General features: G+C 51.7%; 18 protein-coding genes (1 of these 18 running past the window's edge). 8 read left to right on the top strand and 10 right to left on the bottom strand.

Translation table 11 applies throughout. The annotated features are described in order from the left end of the window. The 3 genes in view from ACKU4E_RS10505 to ACKU4E_RS10515 are tightly spaced (each overlapping or abutting the next) and all read right to left on the bottom strand, a layout consistent with a single transcriptional unit that may run on beyond the window. A protein-coding gene (locus ACKU4E_RS10505; RefSeq protein ID WP_320171023.1) for an ABC transporter ATP-binding protein crosses the window boundary here: on the bottom strand, positions 1–415 show its 5' portion. It extends 362 nt beyond the left edge of the window; 415 of the gene's 777 nt are visible here — the first part of the coding sequence; it begins with the start codon at positions 413–415; the stop codon falls past the left edge of the window. Next, positions 406–1,458, bottom strand: coding sequence for an iron ABC transporter permease (locus ACKU4E_RS10510; protein WP_320171024.1), 1,053 nt, complete (start codon positions 1,456–1,458; stop codon positions 406–408). Before ACKU4E_RS10510 ends, ACKU4E_RS10505 begins: the two co-directional genes overlap by 10 nt. Then, positions 1,436–2,491 (bottom strand): ABC transporter substrate-binding protein, encoded by a 1,056-nt coding sequence (locus tag ACKU4E_RS10515; RefSeq protein ID WP_320171025.1) that lies wholly within the window; start codon positions 2,489–2,491, stop codon positions 1,436–1,438. Before ACKU4E_RS10515 ends, ACKU4E_RS10510 begins: the two co-directional genes overlap by 23 nt. 214 nt (positions 2,492–2,705) lie before the next feature. Here ACKU4E_RS10515 and ACKU4E_RS10520 point away from each other — a divergent pair, with 214 nt between their 5' ends. Further along, positions 2,706–2,924, top strand: a complete 219-nt coding sequence (locus ACKU4E_RS10520; RefSeq protein WP_320171026.1) for a hypothetical protein — start codon at positions 2,706–2,708, stop codon at positions 2,922–2,924. 54 nt (positions 2,925–2,978) lie between these two features. On the opposite strand, the gene tmcA is transcribed toward ACKU4E_RS10520, so the two are convergent. From tmcA to ACKU4E_RS10550, 6 genes are all read right to left on the bottom strand, one after another. Further along, positions 2,979–3,380: an acidic tetraheme cytochrome c3 TmcA gene (gene tmcA, locus ACKU4E_RS10525; protein ID WP_320171027.1), complete on the bottom strand. Its 402-nt coding sequence runs from the start codon at positions 3,378–3,380 to the stop codon at positions 2,979–2,981. Between the two features lie 13 nt (positions 3,381–3,393). Next, complete coding sequence (tmcB, locus tag ACKU4E_RS10530; RefSeq protein ID WP_320171028.1) at positions 3,394–4,710, bottom strand: electron transfer complex ferredoxin TmcB; 1,317 nt, start codon at positions 4,708–4,710, stop codon at positions 3,394–3,396. Positions 4,711–4,735: 25 nt separating this feature from the next. Further along, positions 4,736–5,395, bottom strand: coding sequence for a TmcC family electron transfer complex membrane anchor subunit (tmcC, locus tag ACKU4E_RS10535; RefSeq protein ID WP_320171029.1), 660 nt, complete (start codon positions 5,393–5,395; stop codon positions 4,736–4,738). Positions 5,396–5,411: 16 nt separating this feature from the next. Then, on the bottom strand, positions 5,412–6,665 hold the full coding sequence (gene tmcD / locus ACKU4E_RS10540) for an electron transfer complex subunit TmcD (protein ID WP_320171030.1): 1,254 nt from the start codon (positions 6,663–6,665) through the stop codon (positions 5,412–5,414). 417 nt (positions 6,666–7,082) lie between these two features. Beyond that, the gene (locus ACKU4E_RS10545; protein ID WP_320171031.1) at positions 7,083–8,147 is read right to left on the bottom strand and encodes a phosphotransacetylase family protein; all 1,065 of its coding nucleotides are present in this window, start codon (positions 8,145–8,147) and stop codon (positions 7,083–7,085) included. A 10-nt stretch (positions 8,148–8,157) separates the two neighbouring features. After that, positions 8,158–10,293 carry an acetate--CoA ligase family protein gene (locus ACKU4E_RS10550; RefSeq protein ID WP_320171032.1) on the bottom strand — a complete coding sequence of 712 codons (2,136 nt, stop codon included), beginning with the start codon at positions 10,291–10,293 and terminating at the stop codon, positions 8,158–8,160. A 467-nt stretch (positions 10,294–10,760) separates the two neighbouring features. On the opposite strand from ACKU4E_RS10550, the gene ACKU4E_RS10555 reads away from it, so the two are divergent. After that, on the top strand, positions 10,761–11,747 hold the full coding sequence (locus ACKU4E_RS10555; protein ID WP_320171033.1) for an HD domain-containing phosphohydrolase: 987 nt from the start codon (positions 10,761–10,763) through the stop codon (positions 11,745–11,747). 196 nt (positions 11,748–11,943) lie between these two features. Here ACKU4E_RS10555 and ACKU4E_RS10560 read toward each other — a convergent pair whose 3' ends face one another. Continuing rightward, positions 11,944–12,720, bottom strand: coding sequence for a transporter substrate-binding domain-containing protein (locus tag ACKU4E_RS10560; RefSeq protein ID WP_320171034.1), 777 nt, complete (start codon positions 12,718–12,720; stop codon positions 11,944–11,946). A 241-nt stretch (positions 12,721–12,961) separates the two neighbouring features. Between ACKU4E_RS10560 and ACKU4E_RS10565 the strand changes: the two genes are divergently transcribed. The 6 genes from ACKU4E_RS10565 (at position 12,962) to nikA (ending at position 21,997) form a co-directional block, all read left to right on the top strand. Beyond that, positions 12,962–13,591, top strand: a complete 630-nt coding sequence (locus ACKU4E_RS10565) for a molybdenum cofactor guanylyltransferase (protein WP_320171035.1) — start codon at positions 12,962–12,964, stop codon at positions 13,589–13,591. Further along, entirely contained in the window at positions 13,581–14,822 is a 1,242-nt protein-coding gene (locus ACKU4E_RS10570) for a molybdopterin molybdotransferase MoeA (protein ID WP_320171036.1), read from the top strand. Before ACKU4E_RS10565 ends, ACKU4E_RS10570 begins: the two co-directional genes overlap by 11 nt. A gap of 461 nt (positions 14,823–15,283) precedes the next feature. Beyond that, a complete protein-coding gene (locus ACKU4E_RS10575) occupies positions 15,284–16,474 on the top strand; it encodes a PhoH family protein (protein WP_320171037.1) in 1,191 nt (396 codons plus the stop codon). Positions 16,475–16,951: 477 nt separating this feature from the next. Next, a complete protein-coding gene (locus tag ACKU4E_RS10580) occupies positions 16,952–18,403 on the top strand; it encodes an amino acid permease (protein WP_320171038.1) in 1,452 nt (483 codons plus the stop codon). Positions 18,404–18,680: 277 nt separating this feature from the next. After that, positions 18,681–20,084, top strand: coding sequence for a glutamate decarboxylase (locus ACKU4E_RS10585; protein ID WP_320171039.1), 1,404 nt, complete (start codon positions 18,681–18,683; stop codon positions 20,082–20,084). A gap of 317 nt (positions 20,085–20,401) precedes the next feature. Next, positions 20,402–21,997 (top strand): nickel ABC transporter substrate-binding protein, encoded by a 1,596-nt coding sequence (gene nikA, locus ACKU4E_RS10590; RefSeq protein ID WP_320171040.1) that lies wholly within the window; start codon positions 20,402–20,404, stop codon positions 21,995–21,997. Positions 21,998–21,999 lie beyond the last annotated feature (2 nt).

The raw sequence follows: 21,999 nt of genomic DNA on the forward strand, positions 1-21,999 counted from the left end.
ACGGTTTATGCGCCAGATCCGCGATTCCGAAAGTTTCCATAGCCTTGAATGAAATATCGTAATCCCGTGCGGACGGCGAGGAAAATGCACCCAGATGAGCCGTTCTCCCCATTACCACAATATCGATAGCGGAAAAGGAAAAAACAGGATGATGCATCTGCGGGACAAAAGCTATGGCCCGGGCCGCTTTTTTGCGGTTCAACTTGCTGATACTGCATCCATCAACTTCAACCCTGCCGCTATCCGGCTCGGCAAGGCCGGCCATGCAGCGCATGAGTGTGGACTTGCCTGTCCCATTGGGCCCGAGTATGGACAGGACTTCCCCGGCATGCACATCAAGACTGATTCCAGACCAGACAGGCTCTCCATGTTCATATGAAAAGCTCAGGTCCGAAACGGATAAGACTACGCCCATCCTGTCTTCCCCCTGGCCAGCAGCCATGCGAAGAAAGGAGCCCCCACTGTAGCGGTCAGAATTCCCAGAGGAATCTCGGCGGCACTGATATTTCTTGCAAGACCGTCAATGAAGACAAGATAGCATGCCCCAAGGGCAAGACTTGTCGGGATCAGTTTCATGTAATCCGGGCCGACCAGCATTCTGGCAAGATGCGGAACTACAAGCCCGACCCAGCCGATAATGCCGCTGACCGATACCGCACTGGCCGTAATAACGGTTACTCCGAGAATGACGCTGACCCGTAGCCTGCCGGCCTCCACTCCCAGAGTCCGGGCCTCCTCGTCACCGAACGACAGTACATTGAGCCGCCAGCGAACAAGCAGGAGAAAAACAATACTGATCAGCATGGGCAGAAGAATAGTGTACAGGTCTTTCATTGAAATGGATGCCAGCGAGCCCATAAGCCAGTAAACGATTACCGGAAGTTTATCGTCCGGGTCGGCCATGTATTTGACCAGTGAAAGCAGGGATTGGAAAAAAGCGCCCACAATGACGCCTCCAAGGACGATAATCATTGTGCCGCTGCTCTTATAGACCCTGCTCATCAGCCATGCTGCCGCAACAGCGGTAATCCCGAACAGAAATGCGCAGCCCTGAATCATGACCGGCTGGTTCCAGATAACTATTCCCAACGCCGCCCCGAATCCTGCTCCGGACGCGACTCCCAGAATATAGGGGGAAACCAGCGGATTGCGAAAAAGGCCCTGAAAGGCCGCACCTGAAACCGACAATCCCCCGCCGATCAGCATTGCCGCCAGAATTCTGGGCAGGCGGACCTTGAGCACCACGGTTTCAAGAACGCCGGAGGAGACATCATTGACCGGAAACCCCAGCTTTGAACCCAGAATGCGCAGAATATCTGTAATCTCCACCGGGTATCGGCCCCAGGCCAGCCCCAGACACATCGCAATAACAGGTGCAGCCAGCAGCAGAAAATATAATCTGCTACCGGCTGCACTCTGTTTCGGCTTATTGAATCTACTTTTTGTAGGGAATGCCATAGAACTCTTTGTAGTAAGACTGGACGAGAGCATTGAGGTCTACGTCCTTGAACTTTTCAGGATACAAGGTGCTTGCCATCCAAAGCTCACCGAGTGCCATTGATTCCGGCAGACAATGTCCCCAGGGCTTAACGTACTCGGGGCAGATATATACCTTGTGATTCTTCACGGCGCTTACTTCCTGCCATGCAGGATCGCCTACCAGCTGCTTTTCAGCGCTGCGGTGACGCCACTGTATGAAAATGACTTCAGGATTCCAGCGCAGCACATCTTCCATAGAAACTTCCTTGAAACCAACGATATCTGCTGCAGCCACGTTGACTCCTCCGGCACGTTCCATGATCACGCTGGTATATTTGCCGCGTCCGTATGTCCTGAGATTCGAACGGGCCATGTAGCAGCGAACACGTTTTGCTTCCGGTATATTGCCGAGATGGCTTTTCAAAATCTTCTGGTTGGCGGCGATGACGCTGATAAGCTTCTGCCCCCGTTCCTGCTTGCCGAAAACATCTGCTATGATCTCAATGGCGTCATTCAGGCCCTTGTTATAGGCCTTGTCGGCATCCTTAAGTTCAGGATTGAGTTTGGAAGCCTCTTCGTACCCTGCTGCGTACAGTGATATTCCAATAACGGGAATGCCTGCATTGGTGATCTGCTCAATCATCTCTTTCGGTGCATAGTGAGTAACAAAGACGACATCCGGATTGAGAGCGAGCAGAGCCTCCATGTTAACACTGTCCAGCCCTCCGGGAGTGGCCATGCTGTCTATGTTTTTGATGCATTTGGCGGCACCGGGAAGATACTTCTGCCACTTCTCAAGAATTCCGACGACCTTATCTGCAGCGCCGAGCTGAATTACAATATCAAGAGTCTGGTGCTGCAGAATCACAGCACGTTCAATTTTGTCTGGAACAGTTACTTTCCGGCCCAACTGATCGGTAATTGTCCGTTGAGCAAACGCAGGTGTAGCCATGAGAACCGTGAAAATCAGCAGAAGACATACGCTGCCGCATGAAAATTTGAAACTCTTCACTCCAATATCTCCTTTAGATGCCCCATACAGGACAGCGTCCATGGATGGGACCATTGTTATTCACCCCGCCCTGGGTATGATTACCCACTCAATAATTATGCTTAACGAAGCACAACGCTATATCAACGACAACTGCAAAGTAAAGCATATAAATAAGTACGGTATGGAGTTACTGGTCGGATATCTCCGATTGCAGAACAGAGAGGGGAATTGATTGAGTAAACAACCCGGTAAGCAGGACTTCGTAAAAATGAAAAGCAGCAGAAATAGTCAGGCAATTTCTTTAAAGCAGCTTCTACTTGGACCGGAAAATGGAAAAATAAATTATTTAACAGGTGTGTTCAGGATGGAATTGAGACAAGGCAGCAAAAAGGCTGAAACAAACCGTGCTCATGCGCAGGTCAGTTTCAGCCTTTTCAGTGTATCGTATTAAACCATGTCCGGAAGCATCCTGTGGACGCCCTCCGAACATTATCTCTTTAGAATTCTAGTGTTCAGCGTGGGCAGCACCATCGGGGTGACAACCGGCACAGCTTACGGGGCCTTTGTCTTCTTTCACATGACAGCCGGTGCAAAGCTTGTGGTAAGCATTGCGCAGACCGGTTTTTCCGGCCTCGGGCTTGACTGCATGGCAGTCCGAACATTTCTGGTCTTCGGAGCTTTCACCTTCCACTATCTTTCCATCTTCCCACACGTGGTGGCAAAGGGAGCAATCTTCAATCCCGGCCTTTTCATTGTGGGCGTCATGGACAAACACTGCGGCGGGACGCTGATGCGGCTCGAACGCGGGGTCCAGCAGAACGGTTATTTCATCCTGACAGAATGCGGGAATCATATAGAGAAAGACACAAGCGGCAAGGACCGCCATGGAGAATACTTTTTTCAACATTTTCATCTTCCTCCTATTCCGCTTCAGGCTTTTCCATGAGTTCGTAAATCAAATCACCGAAGAACTTGAGTTCAATACCAAGCTCGTAATAGTGGATAAGATCTTCAAGACCGCCATGGCAGTTATGGCATGGAGCAAGAACATACTTACAGCCGGTAGCCTTCATCTGCTCGGCTTTAACCCTGTTACCTTCCATACGTACATTCTTGAACGGAGGACCGCAGTTGATGACACCGCCACCGGCAGCACAGCAGTAGTTATGCTCTCTGTTGGGGGTCATCTCAACAACATTATCGCAAAGCGCGTGAATGAGGTTGCGTGAATGTTCCATCAGGCCGCGACCGCGAATAACGTTACAGGGATCGTGAAGTGTGATGGGCTCCTTGAATTTTTCCTTGATCTTGATTTTGCCGGAACTGATCAATTCCCAGAAAAACTCAATGGAGTGGACGACTTCAATGGGAAATTTTTCCCATCCATCCCAACGGTTACCATTATCATAAACGGAACGGAAAGCGTGACCGCATTCGCCCATGACAATCTTTTTACATTTAAGATCCAGAGCGGATTCAAAATGGCTTCTCTTGATGCGGCCCATCATCTCATAGTCGCCGGTGTACATACACATGTCCGAGTTATCCCAGCCAGGCTCAATGGGCATGGTGAAATCAACTCCGGCCTGGTTGAAAATAAATGCAGCCTGATAGATGAGCTGGGTACGGAACTTTGGCTCCGGTGCGATAACTGAATAATAGATATCAGCACCTTCTTTATCGAGCGGAATGCGCAGGTTGGGCATTTCGTCGCGGGCTTCGTCTTCCTGCCATTGCAGGGTATCCGGCCATTCATCATCCTTGAGCCACATCTGGTTTACAGTGGCGGAATGGGAATGGGCGGTATCCTGAATATACTGCGGGGTCACACCGAGCTTGTGGCACATGCGGCGCACCATGCTCATGATATAACCGGTATCGATACCCAACGGACAGAAATGCGCACAACGCTTACAGAGGTTACACTCGGTATAAGCGATCTGAGCCATGGCATAAATTTCATCAGCAGTTACTTTATAGTTCTGGCTCAAGATTTTGCCCAGAGTCTGATGAACCTTACCAGCAGGTGAATAGCTGGGATCCTGATCATGGGACATATAGTAATGGCAGGCTTCGGAACACATGCCGCAACGCATGCAGGTCTCAGCGTAGACCTTGAGCTTTGCGCCGGCTTCTCCCTCAATTACCTGCCTGAGAGTGTTTTCGATACGTTCCGGAGTCAGGCGGGATACGCCCCGCGTGAGTCCTACGTCTTCGATTTTCCTGTCGAATGTCATTTTTAGTACTCCTTGAGGGATTTAATTACCAGTCCTTGCAGTTACGGACACCGCCGAACTCGGATCCCATATAGGCTCTGGTGAACAGCGCGAACACCGCGTGGCTTAAACGGGTAAAGGGGATGCTGATGAGCATGATTTCACCGCAGAGGATGTGCAGAATGAGCATAACCTTAGCATCGCCGATCTGGTGATAAGCCAAAACACCGGTCAGGAAAACCAGGGAAGGCACGGCAAGTGCGATCCAGTCCTTGCCGGTGGTCAGGTAGGCTACGTCCTTCTGCAGAAAACGACGTGCGCAGAAGAAGATGCAGCAGACAACGACCACTATGGACATGATGTCGGCGATGTTATCCGGGAGGGTCGGCCAGCTGATGCCGAAGAACTGATCCCAGAGAACCACGTGCCCCAAAAGAAAGATGGGGACAATGACAAGACAGATATGAAAAACAAAGGTCACCATCGCAGTCCAGGGATTGCGCTGCCAACCAAGGGTTCCTACAGGATTCAACCAGGCCAGGATTGAACGCATTCCCCACTTGAAACTCATGTAGTGCAAGGAAGAACCGTCTTTGGCCTTGGCAAGCTGGTACATGGAGATCAGCCTGTACAGGGAACCGAGAACAAACACGCCCCAGGCGAACCACGCCAGAGGACCGACAACAAATGCATAAGCACTATTCATGTGTAATTCCTCCGGTTTAGAATTCGCTTACATCGGCAACGATGCGTACATACTTGCCGCCTTCGATAGCGCGGATAAGAACCTTGGAGCTGTCCGGGCTGAAAGCAGGTTCCCAGCACTGATCAAAATCCTTGCCATAGGCCTTGCCGTCCAGAACCACGGTGTAACGTCCGTTCTTTTCAACCTTTGCGGCAACTTTGGAGCTGTCGGGGCTGAAAACAGGCTTCCAGGCCATTTCGAAGACGCCGGGCCATACTTTACCGTCGCAAAGTACGGTATAGGCCTTGTCGTCCTTGGCAAGAGCCGCAGCGCGGTTGCCGTCGGGGCTTACAGCCATATCGATTACAACCGGAGCAGTAATGGACCAGGGTTTGCCGTCAACGGCCAGAGTGAAGCTTCCGAAAGTAGGAGCAACTATGGCCCAGAGTCTGCTTCCGTCTGCGCTGAACTGCTGATGCCAGCAGTTGGCCATGGTATTTTTCCAGATCAGTTCTCCGTTCTGGGCCATTCCCCATTTGCCTTCCAGGCGAACAGGAGCGACAACAGCACCGGTTGCGGGGTTGAAGCAGGGTTCCCAGACACATTGGAATTCACGTTGCCAGATTTTCCCGTCCACTGCGATGGTATAATCGTAGAGGTTCTTTCTTACCTGACAGGCAACTTTCTTGCACTCGGGATCAAATACCGGAGTGTAGCAGTTTACGAAGACGTTATCCCAGGCAACACCGTTGACGGCCACGGTAAAGATACCCTTCTGGAAGGTCTCGATGTCCGCCTGCGGCATAGGTGTAACCTGCACTACTGCTGCAGTCCCGGTGCCGTCGCAGCTACAAGCAAAGTTGTTTGCGTTGGCGTAAAAGTTTTCCCAGAGCACACCGTCCACGCCCATGCCGTATTCCATATCCTGCTGAACAGCGCAGATAATGGAGCCGTTGGACCCGAACATGCTTTTCCAGATATAGCCGTAATTTTCCGGCCAGTGCTCACCGTCAACAGTAAGAGTCCATTCGCCCATCTGCTGGGCGCTACCAACGAACTTACCGTCGGGAGAGAATTTGGGATCAAAAATTCTGTCATAAACTTCTTCCCAAATTTCACCGTTGACGCAAGCAGTGAATTCCAATTCGCCTTTATTAACGACCGCTCCGACCTTTTCACCGTCGGGGCTGGCATGGAACTCTTCCACCCACTCAAATTTATCGGACCAGGATCCTGTATCCTGAACCTCTTTCCTACCGGGATTCCAATCCCACGTGGACGCATCAGGCATCTCACGCCTCCTCATTCCGAATTGATCCGATTTATCCGCCAATATCCCGGATCGGCTCGGTTTTTCGGGTGCAAGCACCCTGTTTTCAAACCAACAATAGTCCCGTCTTTGGTCGAAACAAACCTCGTCACACCAAGGCCGAAGACCCTTCCAGCCTTATAACTGCACGTTAATTCGCACATTTTGTGCTATAGGACAATACCGTCCAGAGGCTTTTGCCGGGTAAAAACCCATAAAAAACGAAAGCACCGCCGCCGGACAGGCTGCGGTGCTTTAAATATTTATTCAAATATAAAAGCATGTTACATGTTATTTATTCGCTAAAAAACAACCTCACCCATTTGACATAATTGATCAAACGATTTTTTTATTCCCACTATAATGGTAGGTTATAATACCAACTTTTGCAGGAGGTAATCAGAGGTCCAATTCAGCCATGATATAGTCATAATCGAGCTCGGAATTAACCAGTCCGGCACCGTGGTTGATCTTGATCATATCCCGCAGTTTGTAGCTTTCCTGAATAGCTTCCATCTTCTTGGCCACGGCATAGGTGTCGTCACGCACAACGATAACGGGAATTTCCAGAACTTCGGAACGCGTAAGGATAATATCGTTGGGATAGAGATTCCCCGTCAGAATCAGACAGGGGCAGTTGCCCTCCAGAGCCACCAGCTGAACATCGGCCCGGTCTCCACCGACTATGACAGCGGAGTTCTTATGCCTTCTGAAATGCGTAATGAAGTTCTCCACCTGCATGGTCCCGATGAGAAAATTCTCCACAACCCTGTCGGCCTTTGCGTGGGCGGAAATAATTTTGCCGAAAAGCCGTTCGGCCAGATCATTGACCTTGATTGCGCCCATGAGAGGATCTCTGGGAATTATCCCGAGTACTTTGACTCCCCTTTTTTCAAGAAACGGCACCAGCAGAGAGGTCAACTCTTCCATATAATGGTCGGGGACATCGTTGAAGACCACTCCGAGAAAATCGTCCCCCAGTTCCTTGTGGACCCGCAGAACGTAATCGTAGCGGAGTTCCTTGCTGTAACGGTCAACCAGTATGGTTTTGGCTCCCACCGCTCTGGCCACATCGGGTCCGCTTACGCCGCAATATGTTCCGGAACTCAGATAGCTGCCGGAACCGCCGATGAGCATTACATCCTTATCCCGGCTCAATTCTTCGTAGGATGAAACAATCGACGGCATAAGGTCGCCAAGATCGTCGGCAAAGGCCTTGATGGTAAAATCACGCGTCACAAGAACCGGTGTTACCATGCCGGGGTCCTGTTCAAGGCCCAGAACTTCCTGTATGAACGCCGCGTCCGCATCGCCCGGCCTGTTACCGTCCATATGCGGCACAGCGCCTACAGGTTTCATGTATCCCACCTTGAGCCCGCTCTCACGCAATTTGAGGCCGAGAGACATGGCCAGAAGGTTCTTGCCGGAATATCCGGTGGTTGAACCGATATATATACCTACCATCTACGCCTCCTTATTCAGACCCGGCAGCAGAATTCCGGTCGGGTGCCACGCCGGGGCCGGGATCAACCACGACCATTCGCGCATCCGCAACCAGAGCCTCTTCCGAGTTTACCAGCACGGGGTTAAATTCAGCTTCATAAATTTCAGGAAAATCTTCAGCCAGATACGACATCCGGATCAGGACATCAGTGATAGCTTCGAAGTCAACGGGCTCTCCGCCCCGGACTCCCTTGAGCAGCATGTAGGAGCGGATTTCACGCACCATGTCTCCGGCATCCTCCACCGAAAGAGGAGCCAGCCGAAAAGAAACATCCTTCAGGATTTCCACGTAGACCCCGCCAAGTCCGAACATCAGCAACGGGCCGAACTGTTCGTCCCGGCGAAAACCGACGATCACTTCCCGGGATTCCGGCGAAGCCATCTGCTGAACCAGACAGCCTGCAATATACACATCCGGCCGGAGGCACTGTGTGCGGGCGGTTATTTCCCAGAAAGCGGTACGAACCTCCTCTGCGGAAGAAAGTCCCACGCGCACACCGTCCACATCAGACTTGTGAGATATTTCCGGGGATGCGATCTTGAGCACAACCGGATAACCCAGTTGCTCGGCAATCGCTACGGCCTCATCGCCGCTGCGGGCAAGGTCCGACTCCGGAGTAGGCAGCCCGTAAGCGGTAACAATATCACGAGCCTGAAACTCGACCAGTTCGGAACGCCCGGAACGCAACGAGGCTTCCACCAGTTGGCGCGCCGACTCGATATCCCTTTCCGGCTCCGCGTATGTGCGCGGCGGACGTCCCTTCCAGGCGGCATAGCGGTACATGCAGTCCATGGCCCGCACGGCCTGTTTGGGGAAATCATATACAGGAATTCCGGCTGCGGCAAAAATTTCTCTGGCCCGTCTGCTGTGCCTGCGCCCCATAAGACAGCAGAAAACAGGCTTCGCTATCTCGGCAACTACGGCTGAAATTTCTTCAGCAGCGGCGGCAAGGTCCAACGCGGCGGAAGGTGCAACTATGACAAGCATGCTGTTTACGCCCGGATCATGCCCGACGATGCGGACCGCCCTGCCGTAACTTTGCGCATCAGCATCCCCCAGCAGATCGACCGGGTTGTACAGGGAAGCGTATCCGGGCAGCATGCGCTGCAATTCCCCGATTATATCGGGAGAATAAGTCGGCATGCGCATTCCGGAATCACCGCAGGCATCAGCAGCAAGGATTCCGGGACCGCCCGCATTGGTCACTATTCCAAGATTCGGCCCCAGCGGGAGTTCCTGCGATGAAAATGCCTTGGCAAGGTTGAAAAGCTCGTCCAGCCGCTCCACACGTATAACGCCGGACTGAACAAACGCGGCCCCGCAGGCCTTGTCCGATCCGGCCACGGCTCCGGTATGCGAAGAAGCCGCCCGGGCTCCGGCAGGAGTAATACCGGCCTTCATCATTATTACAGGCTTCTTCATGGACACGCGGGAAGCGCAATCCATAAACCTGCGTCCGTCATCCACGTTCTCCACGTATCCGAGGATAACTTTGGTATCCGGGTCATTCCCCAGATATTCAAGCATGGAGGCTTCATCGAGAACGGCTTTGTTGCCAAGACTGATAAATTTTGAAAACCCGACCCCGGCTCCAAGAGCCCAGTCCAGTACTGCCACGCAAAGGGCCCCGGACTGGGAAAAAAAACCTATCTTTCCGGGCAGAGGATTGCCGGTGGCGAATGACGCATTAAGGGAAGAGCCGGTACTGATAAGTCCGAGGCAGTTGGGTCCTAGCAGATTAACACCCGTCTTTGAGGCAATTTCGGCCAGGCATGTTTCAAGCACCCATCCTTCGTGGTCCACTTCCTTGAACCCGGCGCTGACGATGACAACGGAACCGACTCCCTTTTCCACCAGCTCGAGAAAGCAATCGAGAACAAGATCTCGCGGCACAGCTATGACGGCAAGATCGACCGGACCTTGAAGATCGGAAATACTTTTGCAGACCTCAAGCCCGCAAATGGAACCGCCACGCGGATTGACAGGATAGACCTCGCCTTTGAAACCGGCGTCCAGAATATTAGCAACTATTGTGTTCCCGATTTTACCGGAAACAGATGAAGCGCCGACAACGGCGATTGAAGAAGGAGCAAAAAGGGTGTCCAAACTTTCTCCCGGAACATGAAACCCCTTCCCGGCGGGGTTGATTTCCTTAAAACATGATGCTTATCGAAAAATATGGTTGCGATCCGCAATGACACTGACATCATCACCGGAACTACCACGTGAACAAGTGAATATAGTCAGAGAGAGGCCGTCATTGCAAGCAGGAGATGCTACTGACCCCAATTATCAGCATTCTTTAATTCCCGCAGTGGTATTCCTGCCCCGGAAAAACAGCAACAGCCCGTAAGAATCAACGCCTAATTTCACACCGAACAGATAACATCTAAGTATAGCAACACTTATCTTATTATATCTGTTGCGTTATCTTAACAAATAATGATAATAATCCCGTAGGGCGGGAAACTCAGACAAAATACAAAACTAATGCGAAATAATCATCCTGTAACAGATTTGCCAAATTTAAAATATGATAAAACCAAAGAAAACCGGCAGCGGTGGAGTCGGCTATGGCTGATGATTCAAACCTTATAGAGGAAAGCTATTGCGCGATCACGGTCAACATATTCAAAATTCTCCCGAAGACCGGACTAAATTTCAGCCTGTATAAACTGAACACCTCCAACGGCAAGTTCTACCCTCTTACCGTGCCCGGAAAAAACCTCACCCACACGGAAAGACAAAGCATTACAAATGATTGCGAAGACGGATTAATTTACCTGAAAACTGAAGACCTGCGCCACTGTCATCATCCGTTTGCCGAAAACCTCAACCTTGTTTTAAATACTCTCGGAAGTTCCATTCCGGAACCGGAACTGGCCCTGCTGATACTTGAAGGATTGAAGATTTCTGCGGCAACGATTTATGTGGATTCGATAAAAATCCACTTCGAATCTTTCCATAAAACTCTTTGCGCCGCAGGAGAAATACTCCACTCAAACCCCAAACTTCTGTGGTTGATAATACCGCTTCTTGACGGGAATCACTCCCTTGTAAACAAATCGGTTTCCACCGGAATAATCGGGGCCGCAGTCATCCTGCTGGGGCGGGAACTGACGCCGGACGTAAACGTGTTCCTTGACGCCTTCTGTGCTCTTTTCCTGTGCGACATAGGGCTTTCCTCCATGCCGGAATTCGTTCTCGGAAAAGAGTTCTGCCTGACCCGTGACGAGCAGAAACGTATCCGCCAGCACCCTTTAAGCTCCATAAAAGTCCTCAGCGATACGCAGTTGGTAAGTAAACCCGTAATGCGCGCGGTTCTGGAGCACCACGAGCGCATGGACGGTTCAGGCTACCCCAGAGGGGTAACCAACGATCAGCTTTCCTGGCTGGGAAAACTGTGCGGGGCTGTTGATTCCTTCGTGGCCATGACAATGGAACGGCCGGGCAAGAAACGCATGCCCATCGTGGATGCCCTGAAGATTCTATACAAGGAATCATCGCAGTACGATCCCAACATCATCTACGCCCTGGAAAAAGTTACTTACAGAGACTGAACCGACCCGCCGGCCCGATGCTTCTCATGTAAACCGTACGGCTTTCAACAAAGCATGGCCGAATAATCATCCTCAATACCCAATTCCAGGCCGAAACCATCAGGATCTCCACAAAAAAACAAAGCCCCTGCGTGACACGCAGAGGCCTTTAAAGAAATCAATCGGATGAAGGAGGAGTCGGGAAGTTGTCCCTATCCTAGTTCATGTGCAGGTACTCGGCCTTGAGTTTGGCCATGTCACCTTTGAGAATCATCTGGTCCATCATGAAATTGACTGTATCCTGAAGTCTGTAGGAATCGGCGGGCATCAGGTATCCGAGCTGACTGCGCGTAAAAAGATTGTCGAGCATGGGAGCGGCAAGGGCCGGGTTGGTAGCGGCATAGTAAATTGCCTCCACGCTGTCGGTAATCATCACATCCACCTTGCCGTCGGCAACAGCAACGGGAATGGCAAGGTTGGAATCAAACATGACAATCTCGGCGTTCTTTATGTTGGCCTTCACGAATTTTTCATTGGTCCCGCCGGGGTTCACGCCTATTTTCACTCCCTTGCGGTCTATATCGGCCATTGTCTTATATTTCGAAGCCTTGGATGCGGCAACAAGCGGAGTTTTTCCGAAAGTAACGTACCCCTGGGAAAAACATGCTTCCTTCTGACGGGCGATAGTTCTGGTAATGCCGCTCATGCCGATATCGTATTTTCCATCATTCAGATCTTTCATCAGGGTCTTCCAGGTGGTCGGAACAAGTTCAAGCCTGACTCCGAGCCTGTCTGCGAAGCTCTGGGCCACAGCAATATCGAACCCTTCATATTTACCGTTATTATTAAAGGAAAAAGGTTTGTAATCGCCGGTTGTTCCGACCTTCAGCACTTTGCTGGCGAGTATTGCATCAAGAGTTCTGGCCTGCGCCATTCCTGCAAAAACAACCGTAAGCAGGACGGACAGCAGTGAAAGAAGCAGTATGCGTTTCATTAGAGGCCTCCTAAAAATTGAGATGAAAATGAAGTGGGGACAAAACACATGATTCAATCAGCACAGGCTGTGCAGATTCCGGATTTGTACATGCAATCTAGACAGTTCTCGCAGCGATGTCCACCTTGCCGCAAGGGTCGAAAAACATGATGGATTAACCGCTGGTTTTATGCGAAAATAAATACAGACCGGCCGGTCCGGGTCTGCAGCAAAATTCCATCGGAGTCGATAAAGGTTGGTTATGCCCGACAATCCAGGCAACATGAAGATACCCGTGAGCGCGGCAATACTGGCCGGCGGGGAAGGCCGCCGTATGGGCGGTACAGACAAGTCATGCATCAGAATTTCCGGTCAGAAACTGGTCAGCAGGATCATTGAGCGGCTGGAAGGACTGTTCACGGAAATTTTCGTCATCACCAGATCGCCGGAAAACCACCCGGACCTGAAAGTGCGCATGGCCGGAGACGTATTCCAATCCCGCAGTTCACTGACGGGGCTGCACTCGGCCCTGTATCACAGTTCTACCAACTATGTATTTGTGACAGCCTGCGACTCCCCTTTTCTCAACCGGAAACTCATCGCAGCCCTGCTGGCCAGGCTGCACCCCGAAGACGACGTACTGATACCGATCCATCCCGACGGCATGTATGAACCGCTGTGTGCTGTATACTCCAGACGCTGCCTGCCCTTTATCGAGAAGAACCTCGAACAGAAAAGGTTCCAGATCATCAAATTTTTTCCGCATGTAAAAATCCACACTGTGGACACAGCCGAACTTCGGGCCAGTGACCGGGAATTTGAATCCTTCATCAATGTCAACACCCCGGAAGAACTGCAGGAAGCATATGTGAGGGCTGGAAATGCACAATGACAACAAGCCGGACTTTCCACTGAGCATCCCGAGGTCCGAAGCCCTTTTTATACTGCGCGCCTGTATATCCCCGGTCCGGGAAACAAACGTCTCCGTAACCGAATGCAGCGGCCGCATCTCTGCCGAGTCCGTTGTCTCCGGAGTCTCCCTGCCGGACCATGACCGTTCGGCAATGGACGGATTTGCCGTACCTAGCGCGGAAACAGCAGCTGCAACCGAGAAAACACCGGTGACCCTTAGCTTCGGCGGGGAAATCCGTCCCTCGGAAACAGTGCAGTCCCGCGCACGGGAAAAATGCGCAATCCGAGTGCTGACAGGGGGCATTGTCCCCAGCGGGACAGATGCAGTGATTCCTTTTGAAAAAGTGCACGTACGGGAAGACCTTATGACCATATTCGGTCCTGCGCGCAAGGGAGATTTCATACGCAGTACAGGCTCGGACATAATGAAAGGCGAGCCGATCGTGGACGCGGGAAGCGAAATATCTCCCTGTGATGCCGCCCTGCTGGCCTACGCGGGCATAAGAACTGTTTCCGTACGCCGCAGACTTGCCATAAGCGTTCTCGCTGTGGGCAACGAACTTTGCGACCCGGCCATGGAAAACGTCTGCGGACTGATTCCGGCGGACAACCTGATCCTATTGAAGTCCCTGTGTGCAAGAGCAGGAATAGACAACGTAAAAATCGCGCCCTGCCCCAATTCACCAGAGGCAATTGCTGCTGCAGTAAACGAAAACTCTGCATGCGATTTGATAATTACCACCGGGGGAACCGGCCCCGGCAATAGAGATTTCGTATTCAACGCAGTACGTTCTGCCGGAGGAACCCCGGTTTTCAAAGGGCTGGCCATGCACCCGGCCAAATCAGTTTTTGCCTGCAAAACCGACAGCAGTGTTGTAATCGGTCTGCCCGGACCGCCTAACGCGGTCAACCTTGCTTTCCACACCATCATCAGACCGGTCATAAACATCCTGCTCGGAGCAAGGGATATTTCCCCGATGAATACGGTTCTGCTGAAAGGACCGGTGAAGGGGGCGAAGGACAGGGAAAAAATGCGGCCCTGCCTCATTTCTGAAATACAGGGGCAACTGATTGCCGACCCCCTTACTTCCGCCGGACTTTCACCGAGAAAAGTCATGTCCATGAGCAACGGCATTATCGTCCTGCCGCCTGGCTGCGGAGAACTGCAGGCAGGTGAAACGGCTGCGGCTATAAGGTACGACAGGCCGTAGCTGTCCCGCTCTGTGTCACTCCCCGAATATGCCGCCTTAGCTCAGCAAAACTATTGATTTTAGTGACGAGCTTCAATGCAGCAGACTTAAATTATCAGGGATTCCAAAGGCCCATCAGCCCTTAGGCGAGAAGCTTCGCTTCGAGTCTTAGGGATGTGGAGAGCAGAGATGGATTATCCCCTTTGGCTGCCAGCGGCGAAATCTGTTTATCATAAGCGCAAAGCGCATCAAAACAAACTGCTTCCTGCGCCATTTCGTTTTCACACAACCGTCACATGAAGGCGACATATTTGAGGAGTTCCCTTACGGGTCACGGTGTATCGATACGCCATGTACCAAAAAGCAGCAGGCGTATCCTGCCAAATCATCGGCAAGGCATCTTTGATGTTTCTTTCTTGACCGGGCGGCCCAGTGGGTCGCCTTTTCTTTTCGCTCTAACCGTCAAAAAGAGTTGAGGAATTATGGGACAGAAGAACTTTATTCTGGACACCAATGTGCTGATTGAGAATCCCAAGTGCATCACTGCGCTGCGCAACGGACAGGACAACAACATTCACATTCCGTATACGGTTCTGACCGAACTGGACAAACTCAAAAGAGACCCCCGCATAGGCCACATCGTAACTCAGGCTATCCATTCCATTCTGCTGGATGGCAAACTGGCAATCCTTTCTCCGGAATACGCGGAAAGGATTGATGCAGCCAACCCGGACGACCGCATCCTCAAAGAGACCCTGGGCAGCGGCATTGACGACCCCATTCTGGTTACAAACGACCGGATTCTGCAGATCAAGGCCGGAATCCACTCCCTGCGGTGCGAGGGCTACAAGGACTCCGATCCCTTCCGGTCCGACTCTCAGATGTACACCGGATTTGCAGCAGAAGATGACTCCCCGGCTATCAACAATTTCCGCTGGGAAAACGGAACTCCGGTCTTCCACGGCGTACATGGACCGAAGGCGATCACCTACACGCACGAGGTCTGGGGAGTGAAGCCCCGCAACATATACCAGAACCTGGCCCTCGACCTCATGCTCAACGATGACATAAACCTTGTCTCCGTCCAGTCTGAAGCAGGATACGGCAAAACATTTCTGGCTCTTGCCTCGGCTCTTTTTCTGGCGCTGGAAAAAAAGGACAACCCGTACCGGAAAGTGTATCTGGTCAAGCCTATATGGGAAATAGGTTCCAAAATGGGCTATCTTCCCGGTACGGTAGAAGAAAAAATGCTGCCCTACGTCCGCTATATCCGTGATCTGGCCGTCAAGCTGCATGAACAGCGCCCGGCCAACCGCATATTCATGGACACCGATTCCGAAAGATTCCGTTTCAACCAGAAAAAGTTCGAGATACTGCCCATCGCCTATATACGCGGGATGAATCTGGAAAACTGTGTTGTCATAATAGACGAAATGCAGAACATGTCCCGCACGGAAGTACGTTCGCTGCTTACCCGCATGGGTGAAGGGGTGAAATGCATCTGCCTCGGAGATACCAGACAGGTTGACAACCCATACCTGAACGAAAGCAACAACGGCCTCAACTGGGTGGTAAAAAAGCTTAGAAACAACAAGGAATACGCACACATGGTCCTGAAAGGGGAACGCTCCAGAGGGCCGATAACGGATATGGTGATCAAGACCGGGCTGTAACTTCCCCCGCACTGAACGCACAACCTCCCGGCAGGCAGACCACATAAGCTGTCTGCCGGGATTTCGGCCGCCCTCTCCGTCCTCAGAAATAAATTCACATCCTGCCCGTTTTCAGACTGATTCCTACAGCGCAACACCTGACTAAATGAATATTTAATAAAAAATAATATCAGGTCCATTTCAAACGGACCTATGATTATTCATTTCGCAAGAGACTCGATTTAAATTCACTAATTGTTCGCGCGCCGGATCATCCTGCAAGCTGGTAGAATAATCGGACAAACGGACGCAACCGGTCTGAAATTTGATTAATGTTTTCAGGAATTTCAACAGACCGTCTTGACACTGATTTATTCATGTAATAGCGATGGCACTAAGTGCTGACGTTCGTTCACCAGGTTTTTGGAATTTTTTCCGGCTGTTCGGAACCGTATTTCGGGGAAATTTTATATTGCAATGTAAAACAGGAGGTGGGTAATGTCCGGACCAGTAAAAAAACGATTGTCCGTATTCACTTTGTCAATGATGACCGTTGCTGCGGTCTGCAGTCTTCGCGGTTTGCCCATGATGGCAAAAGAAGGCTTATCGATGATTTTCTATATTTTATTTTCAACAATCATTTTTCTTATCCCGGCCTCGCTGGTGGCAGCGGAACTCGGAGGAGCATTCTCAAAGGAATCCGGCGGAGTGTATACCTGGGTCAAAGCCGCATTCGGTTCCCGCTGGGGATTCACCGCCATCTGGCTGCAGTGGATACAGAACGTGGTCTGGTATCCTACCGTGCTCGGATTTGCGGCCGGAGCACTTGCCTACCTGTTCATGGACCCGGGACTGGCCAAAAGCGGTGCCTATACCGGCACAGTTATTCTGGTAGCATACTGGGTAGCCACATTCCTGACCCTTGCCGGTACTGACGTGGTCAGCAAAGTAACAAAATACGGGGTCCTGTTCGGCACGGTTCTGCCCGGAGTTCTGATAATCGTGCTCGGCCTGCTCTGGGTGAATATGGGCAATCCGCTGGAATTCATGCACGTTTCCCCGGCCATTGCCGAAGCGGAAAAGGCTGCCGGACAACTTCCCCATGCAAGGCTGTTCCCCAACATCACCGGCCTCGGCAGCGTGGCCTTTCTGGCCGGGATCATCCTGCTTTTTGCCGGGGTGGAAGTGCACGCCGTACACGCCAATGAACTTGAAAACCCCGGCAAGCAGTTCCCGGAATCAATGTTCCTCGCTGCGGGTGTGATTTTTCTCCTCTTCACCCTCGGTTCCCTGTCCGTGGCTGCGGTGCTCCCGGCAAAAGACATAAGCCTCACCGCAGGACTCATGCAGGCCTTTCAGATGCTTCTGGGTAAATTTCACCTGGAATTTCTCACCCCGGTCATCGGGCTTCTGGTTGCCTTCGGGGCAATCGGCGGGGTCATGTCCTGGATCAGCGGCCCGAGCCGAGGCCTGCTGCACACGGCAGATCAGGGCGAGCTTCCCCCGATTCTGGCCAAGACCAACAAGAAGGGCATGCAGATAAACATCCTCATGGTTCAGGCCATCATTGTAAGTCTGCTGGCCGGTCTCTACTTCATTATGGATAACGTCAGCGTGGCCTTTTTCATGATTTCAGCCATGACCATAACCCTCTATCTGGTCATGTACATATTGATGTACGCCGCAGCCATAAAACTGCGCTACACTCAGCCGGACCTGCCGAGAACATACATGGTTCCCGGCGGCTTTTACGGTCTTTGCGCCGTTGCCGGAATAGGACTGCTCGGCGTCTGCTTCGCCCTTGTGGTCGGGTTCTTCCCTCCGACCAACCTGCAGGTAGGCAACCCCGCCCTTTATGTGGGCCTTGTCGCTGGCGGCCTGATTGTTTTCGTGGGACTGCCGCTTCTCATCAACGCCATGAAGAAACCTGAATGGAAGAAAAAAAGCTGATCCGGACAATACGCGCCGGGCTAGTTGTCTCCGACGGCACCTCTGTTCTCAACAGATCGCTAAAACTCAAAGCAAAGCTTTTCGTTAAGCGACTGTAAGGCCTGCCGGGGGCCTCAACCCCTTTTGCAAAAGGGTTTGAGAATCCCAAAACCTTTTATTAAGGCTTCGCCGTTTCAGATGACAAAACGGCAACACCCTTAAAACGGACATTTTAACAGTCGAAAACTAAATCAGATTATCAAAAGCGCAAAGCGCAACAAATAAAGGAGATCTGCAAATGTTGCACGAAAGAGATAGAATCAGAGAAGAGCTTCTTGATGACGTCTACGCAACCCCGGACTTGGCCGTGGTGTTGCCCAAGTACAAATTTCCCAAGCAGGAACAGCGCGCCAGAGACGTATACCAGTTGGTGCACGATGAATTGATGCTGGATGGGAATTCCCGTCAGAATCTGGCCACATTCTGCTCCACCTGGGTCGATCCTGAAATCCACAAGCTGATGGACGAGTGCGTGGACAAGAACATGATCGACAAGGATGAATACCCCCAGACAGCAGAGCTTGAAGGGCGTTGTGTACATATGCTCGCCGATCTCTGGAACTCCCCGGACGCACGGAACACCCTCGGCTGCTCCACCACCGGATCGTCCGAAGCGGCCATGCTAGGCGGAATGGCCATGAAATGGCGCTGGCGCGAAAAAATGAAGGCTCAGGGAAAACCCGTGGACAAGCCCAACATGATCTGCGGCCCCGTGCAGATATGCTGGCACAAGTTTGCCAGATACTGGGATGTGGAACTCAGAGAAATTCCCATGGAAAAAGGTCGGCTGATCATGAACGCCGAAGAAGTCATCAAACGCTGCGATGAAAACACCATCGGAGTTATTCCCACTCTCGGAGTAACCTATACCTGCGACTACGAACCGGTAAAGGAAGTCAGCGAGGCACTGGACAAGCTGCAGGAAGAAAAAGGCTGGGATATTCCCATCCATGTGGACGGTGCGAGCGGCGGTTTCCTGGCCCCGTTCTGCGATCCCGACCTTGAATGGGACTTCCGGCTTGAAAGGGTCAAGTCCATCAACACCTCCGGCCACAAATTCGGTCTGGCTCCTCTTGGTGTGGGCTGGGTCATCTGGCGTGACCGGGAAGACCTTCCCGAAGACCTCATTTTCTGGGTCAACTACCTCGGCGGAAACATGCCGACATTCGCCCTGAACTTTTCCCGGCCCGGCGGGCAGATTGTAGCCCAGTACTACAATTTTCTGCGTCTGGGACGCGAGGGATACCGCAAAATCCAGCAGGCCTGCTACGATACGGCCGCTTATATTGCCGATGAAATAGATAAACTCGGCATGTTCGAAATCATCTACAACGGACGTGGCGGTATCCCGGCTGTATCATGGTCGCTCAAGGAAGGAGTGAATCCCGGTTTCAGCTGCTATGATTTCTCCGACCGGCTGCGTTCACGCGGCTGGCAGGTTCCTGCCTACTCCATGCCTGCAAACTGCGAGGACCTCGTAATCATGCGCATTCTCGTCCGCCACGGAGTAAGCCGTGATCTCGGACAGCTGCTTGTGGAAGACATGAAACGGTGCATAGAATACTTCAAGAAAAACCCGGTAACGACCCCTCTGGGAGCCGAGTACGGCGGTTACTCGCACGGCGGTTCCGGGCACAAGTAATCTGAGAAATCCCGATACACTCAAAGACGGAGTGTAAATCAAATAATTCGGTCCGGTTCCGCGTTGGAACCGGACCTTTTATTTTGCTCCGTACTTATTCCCGTCACCCATGCGGTATCCGTACACCGGAACAGACCGCATGGCGCCCTATCTCCCGGACGAACTGCCGGAGAAAGGCTATTCCCACCCATTTACGCCCGCACCAATATCAGCGGAACTGATCGTTTTACATTGACAATTCTATCCAGCTCGGCAATGTTGTTACCGAATTTGATTCTGTACGCACACAAAAGAATTAATTATTATGGAGTAACACTGTGGACAAATTTAATAAGTTTTTATTTGTTTTTGCCGTGGCCTTTTTCTGTATTTATCTGATTACACCTGCTCATGCGGCAGAATCGAAGACCTTGAATTACTCATGGTCCACCAACGTGGGGAAGCTCAACCCTCATGCATATTCGCCGAACCAGATGTTTGCGCAGGCCATGGTCTATGAACCGCTTGTCCGGTACGGCAAAAACGGCAGAATTGAACCGTGGCTTGCCGAATCGTGGACCATTTCCCCGGACGGCAGAACATATACTTTCAACCTGCGCAAAGGAGTTGTTTTTTCGGACGGCACCCCTTTTGACGCCAAGGCGGTCAAACAGAACTTCGACGCGGTTCTGCACAACTCCAAACGGCATGACTGGCTTGAATTCATAGCCCAGATAGGCAAAACGGAAGTTGTGGACAGCAACACATTCAGGCTGACCCTGAAACATTCCTATTACCCAACTCTGCAGGAACTGAGTCTGATCCGCCCCATGAGATTTCTGGCTCCGTCAGGATTTCCGGATAACGGAGACACGGCCAAAGGCGTAAAAAAACCGATCGGCACCGGACCGTGGAAACTGGTCGAGATCAAAAAAGGCGAATACGACCTGTTCGAAGCAAACGAAAGATATTGGGGCGAAAAACCGCATTTTGAAAAACTGCTGGTCAAGGTGATTCCCGACTCCGACGGACGCGCCATTGCATTCGATACCGGAGAAATTGACCTCATTTACGGTTCGGGCGGTCACGGCAGCGGCCAGATCGGCCTTGATACCTTCCAGCGATATCAGGCGGACAAAAACCTGATCACCGGCATCTCTCAGCCTCTGGCAACACGTATGCTGGCCATTAACAGCAACCGCTTTCCCACTGACGACATTGCTGTACGCAAGGCCATTCTGCACGGGGTAAACAAGGGGGCAATCGTAAAACATATTTTCCTGGGCGTTGAACGGCAGGCGGAAACCCTGTTTGCTCCCGACAAGCCATACTGCGATCTGAAACTTGCCCCGTTCGCATTCGACACCAAACAGGCCGAGGCTCTTCTGGACGAAGCTGGATGGAAAAAGGAAAAGGGTCAGGATTACAGAAGCCGGGACGGAAAGACTCTGGAACTCACGCTCTGCTTTGTGGGTAACGACAGCCTGCAGAAATCCGTTGCCGAAGTTGTTCAGGGCGACCTCAAAAAAATTGGGATCAAGGTCCGTCTTGTCGGCGAGGAAAAGGACTCTTTCCTTTCCAGACAGAAAAGCGGTGAATTCGGTATGATCTTCGGCGACACCTGGGGTTCCCCCTATGATCCCCATTCCTTCTGCAGTTCCATGCGCAAACCGGCCCACGCCGATTATCAGGCACAGCTCGGGCTGCCCATGAAAAAAGAGATAGACCGCAAGATCAGTGAAGTGCTCCTCAGCGTTGACGAGAAAAAACGTCAGGACCTCTACCGGGACATCCTCACCACGCTACATGAACAGGCTGTCTACCTGCCGCTGTCGTACATGACCAACATATACGTGCACAGGCCGGGACTCAAGGGAGTTGAATTCGGCAACACCAAGTATGAAATTCCGTTTGAACTCATGCACGGGAAATAGCA

This window comes from Maridesulfovibrio sp., from assembly GCF_963677005.1.
Classification (GTDB): domain Bacteria; phylum Desulfobacterota; class Desulfovibrionia; order Desulfovibrionales; family Desulfovibrionaceae; genus Maridesulfovibrio.

Excerpts from the sequence above, each read along its gene's own strand:
- ACKU4E_RS10510 (WP_320171024.1), bottom strand. The coding sequence starts at position 1,458 with ATGGCATTCCCTACAAAAAGTAGATTCAATAAGCCGAAACAGAGTGCA.
- tmcA (WP_320171027.1), bottom strand. The coding sequence starts at position 3,380 with ATGTTGAAAAAAGTATTCTCCATGGCGGTCCTTGCCGCTTGTGTCTTT.
- tmcB (WP_320171028.1), bottom strand. The coding sequence starts at position 4,710 with ATGACATTCGACAGGAAAATCGAAGACGTAGGACTCACGCGGGGCGTA.
- tmcC (WP_320171029.1), bottom strand. The coding sequence starts at position 5,395 with ATGAATAGTGCTTATGCATTTGTTGTCGGTCCTCTGGCGTGGTTCGCC.
- tmcD (WP_320171030.1), bottom strand. The coding sequence starts at position 6,665 with ATGCCTGATGCGTCCACGTGGGATTGGAATCCCGGTAGGAAAGAGGTT.
- ACKU4E_RS10545 (WP_320171031.1), bottom strand. The coding sequence starts at position 8,147 with ATGGTAGGTATATATATCGGTTCAACCACCGGATATTCCGGCAAGAAC.
- ACKU4E_RS10555 (WP_320171033.1), top strand. The coding sequence starts at position 10,761 with ATGGCTGATGATTCAAACCTTATAGAGGAAAGCTATTGCGCGATCACG.
- ACKU4E_RS10560 (WP_320171034.1), bottom strand. The coding sequence starts at position 12,720 with ATGAAACGCATACTGCTTCTTTCACTGCTGTCCGTCCTGCTTACGGTT.
- ACKU4E_RS10565 (WP_320171035.1), top strand. The coding sequence starts at position 12,962 with ATGCCCGACAATCCAGGCAACATGAAGATACCCGTGAGCGCGGCAATA.
- ACKU4E_RS10570 (WP_320171036.1), top strand. The coding sequence starts at position 13,581 with ATGCACAATGACAACAAGCCGGACTTTCCACTGAGCATCCCGAGGTCC.
- ACKU4E_RS10575 (WP_320171037.1), top strand. The coding sequence starts at position 15,284 with ATGGGACAGAAGAACTTTATTCTGGACACCAATGTGCTGATTGAGAAT.
- ACKU4E_RS10580 (WP_320171038.1), top strand. The coding sequence starts at position 16,952 with ATGTCCGGACCAGTAAAAAAACGATTGTCCGTATTCACTTTGTCAATG.
- ACKU4E_RS10585 (WP_320171039.1), top strand. The coding sequence starts at position 18,681 with ATGTTGCACGAAAGAGATAGAATCAGAGAAGAGCTTCTTGATGACGTC.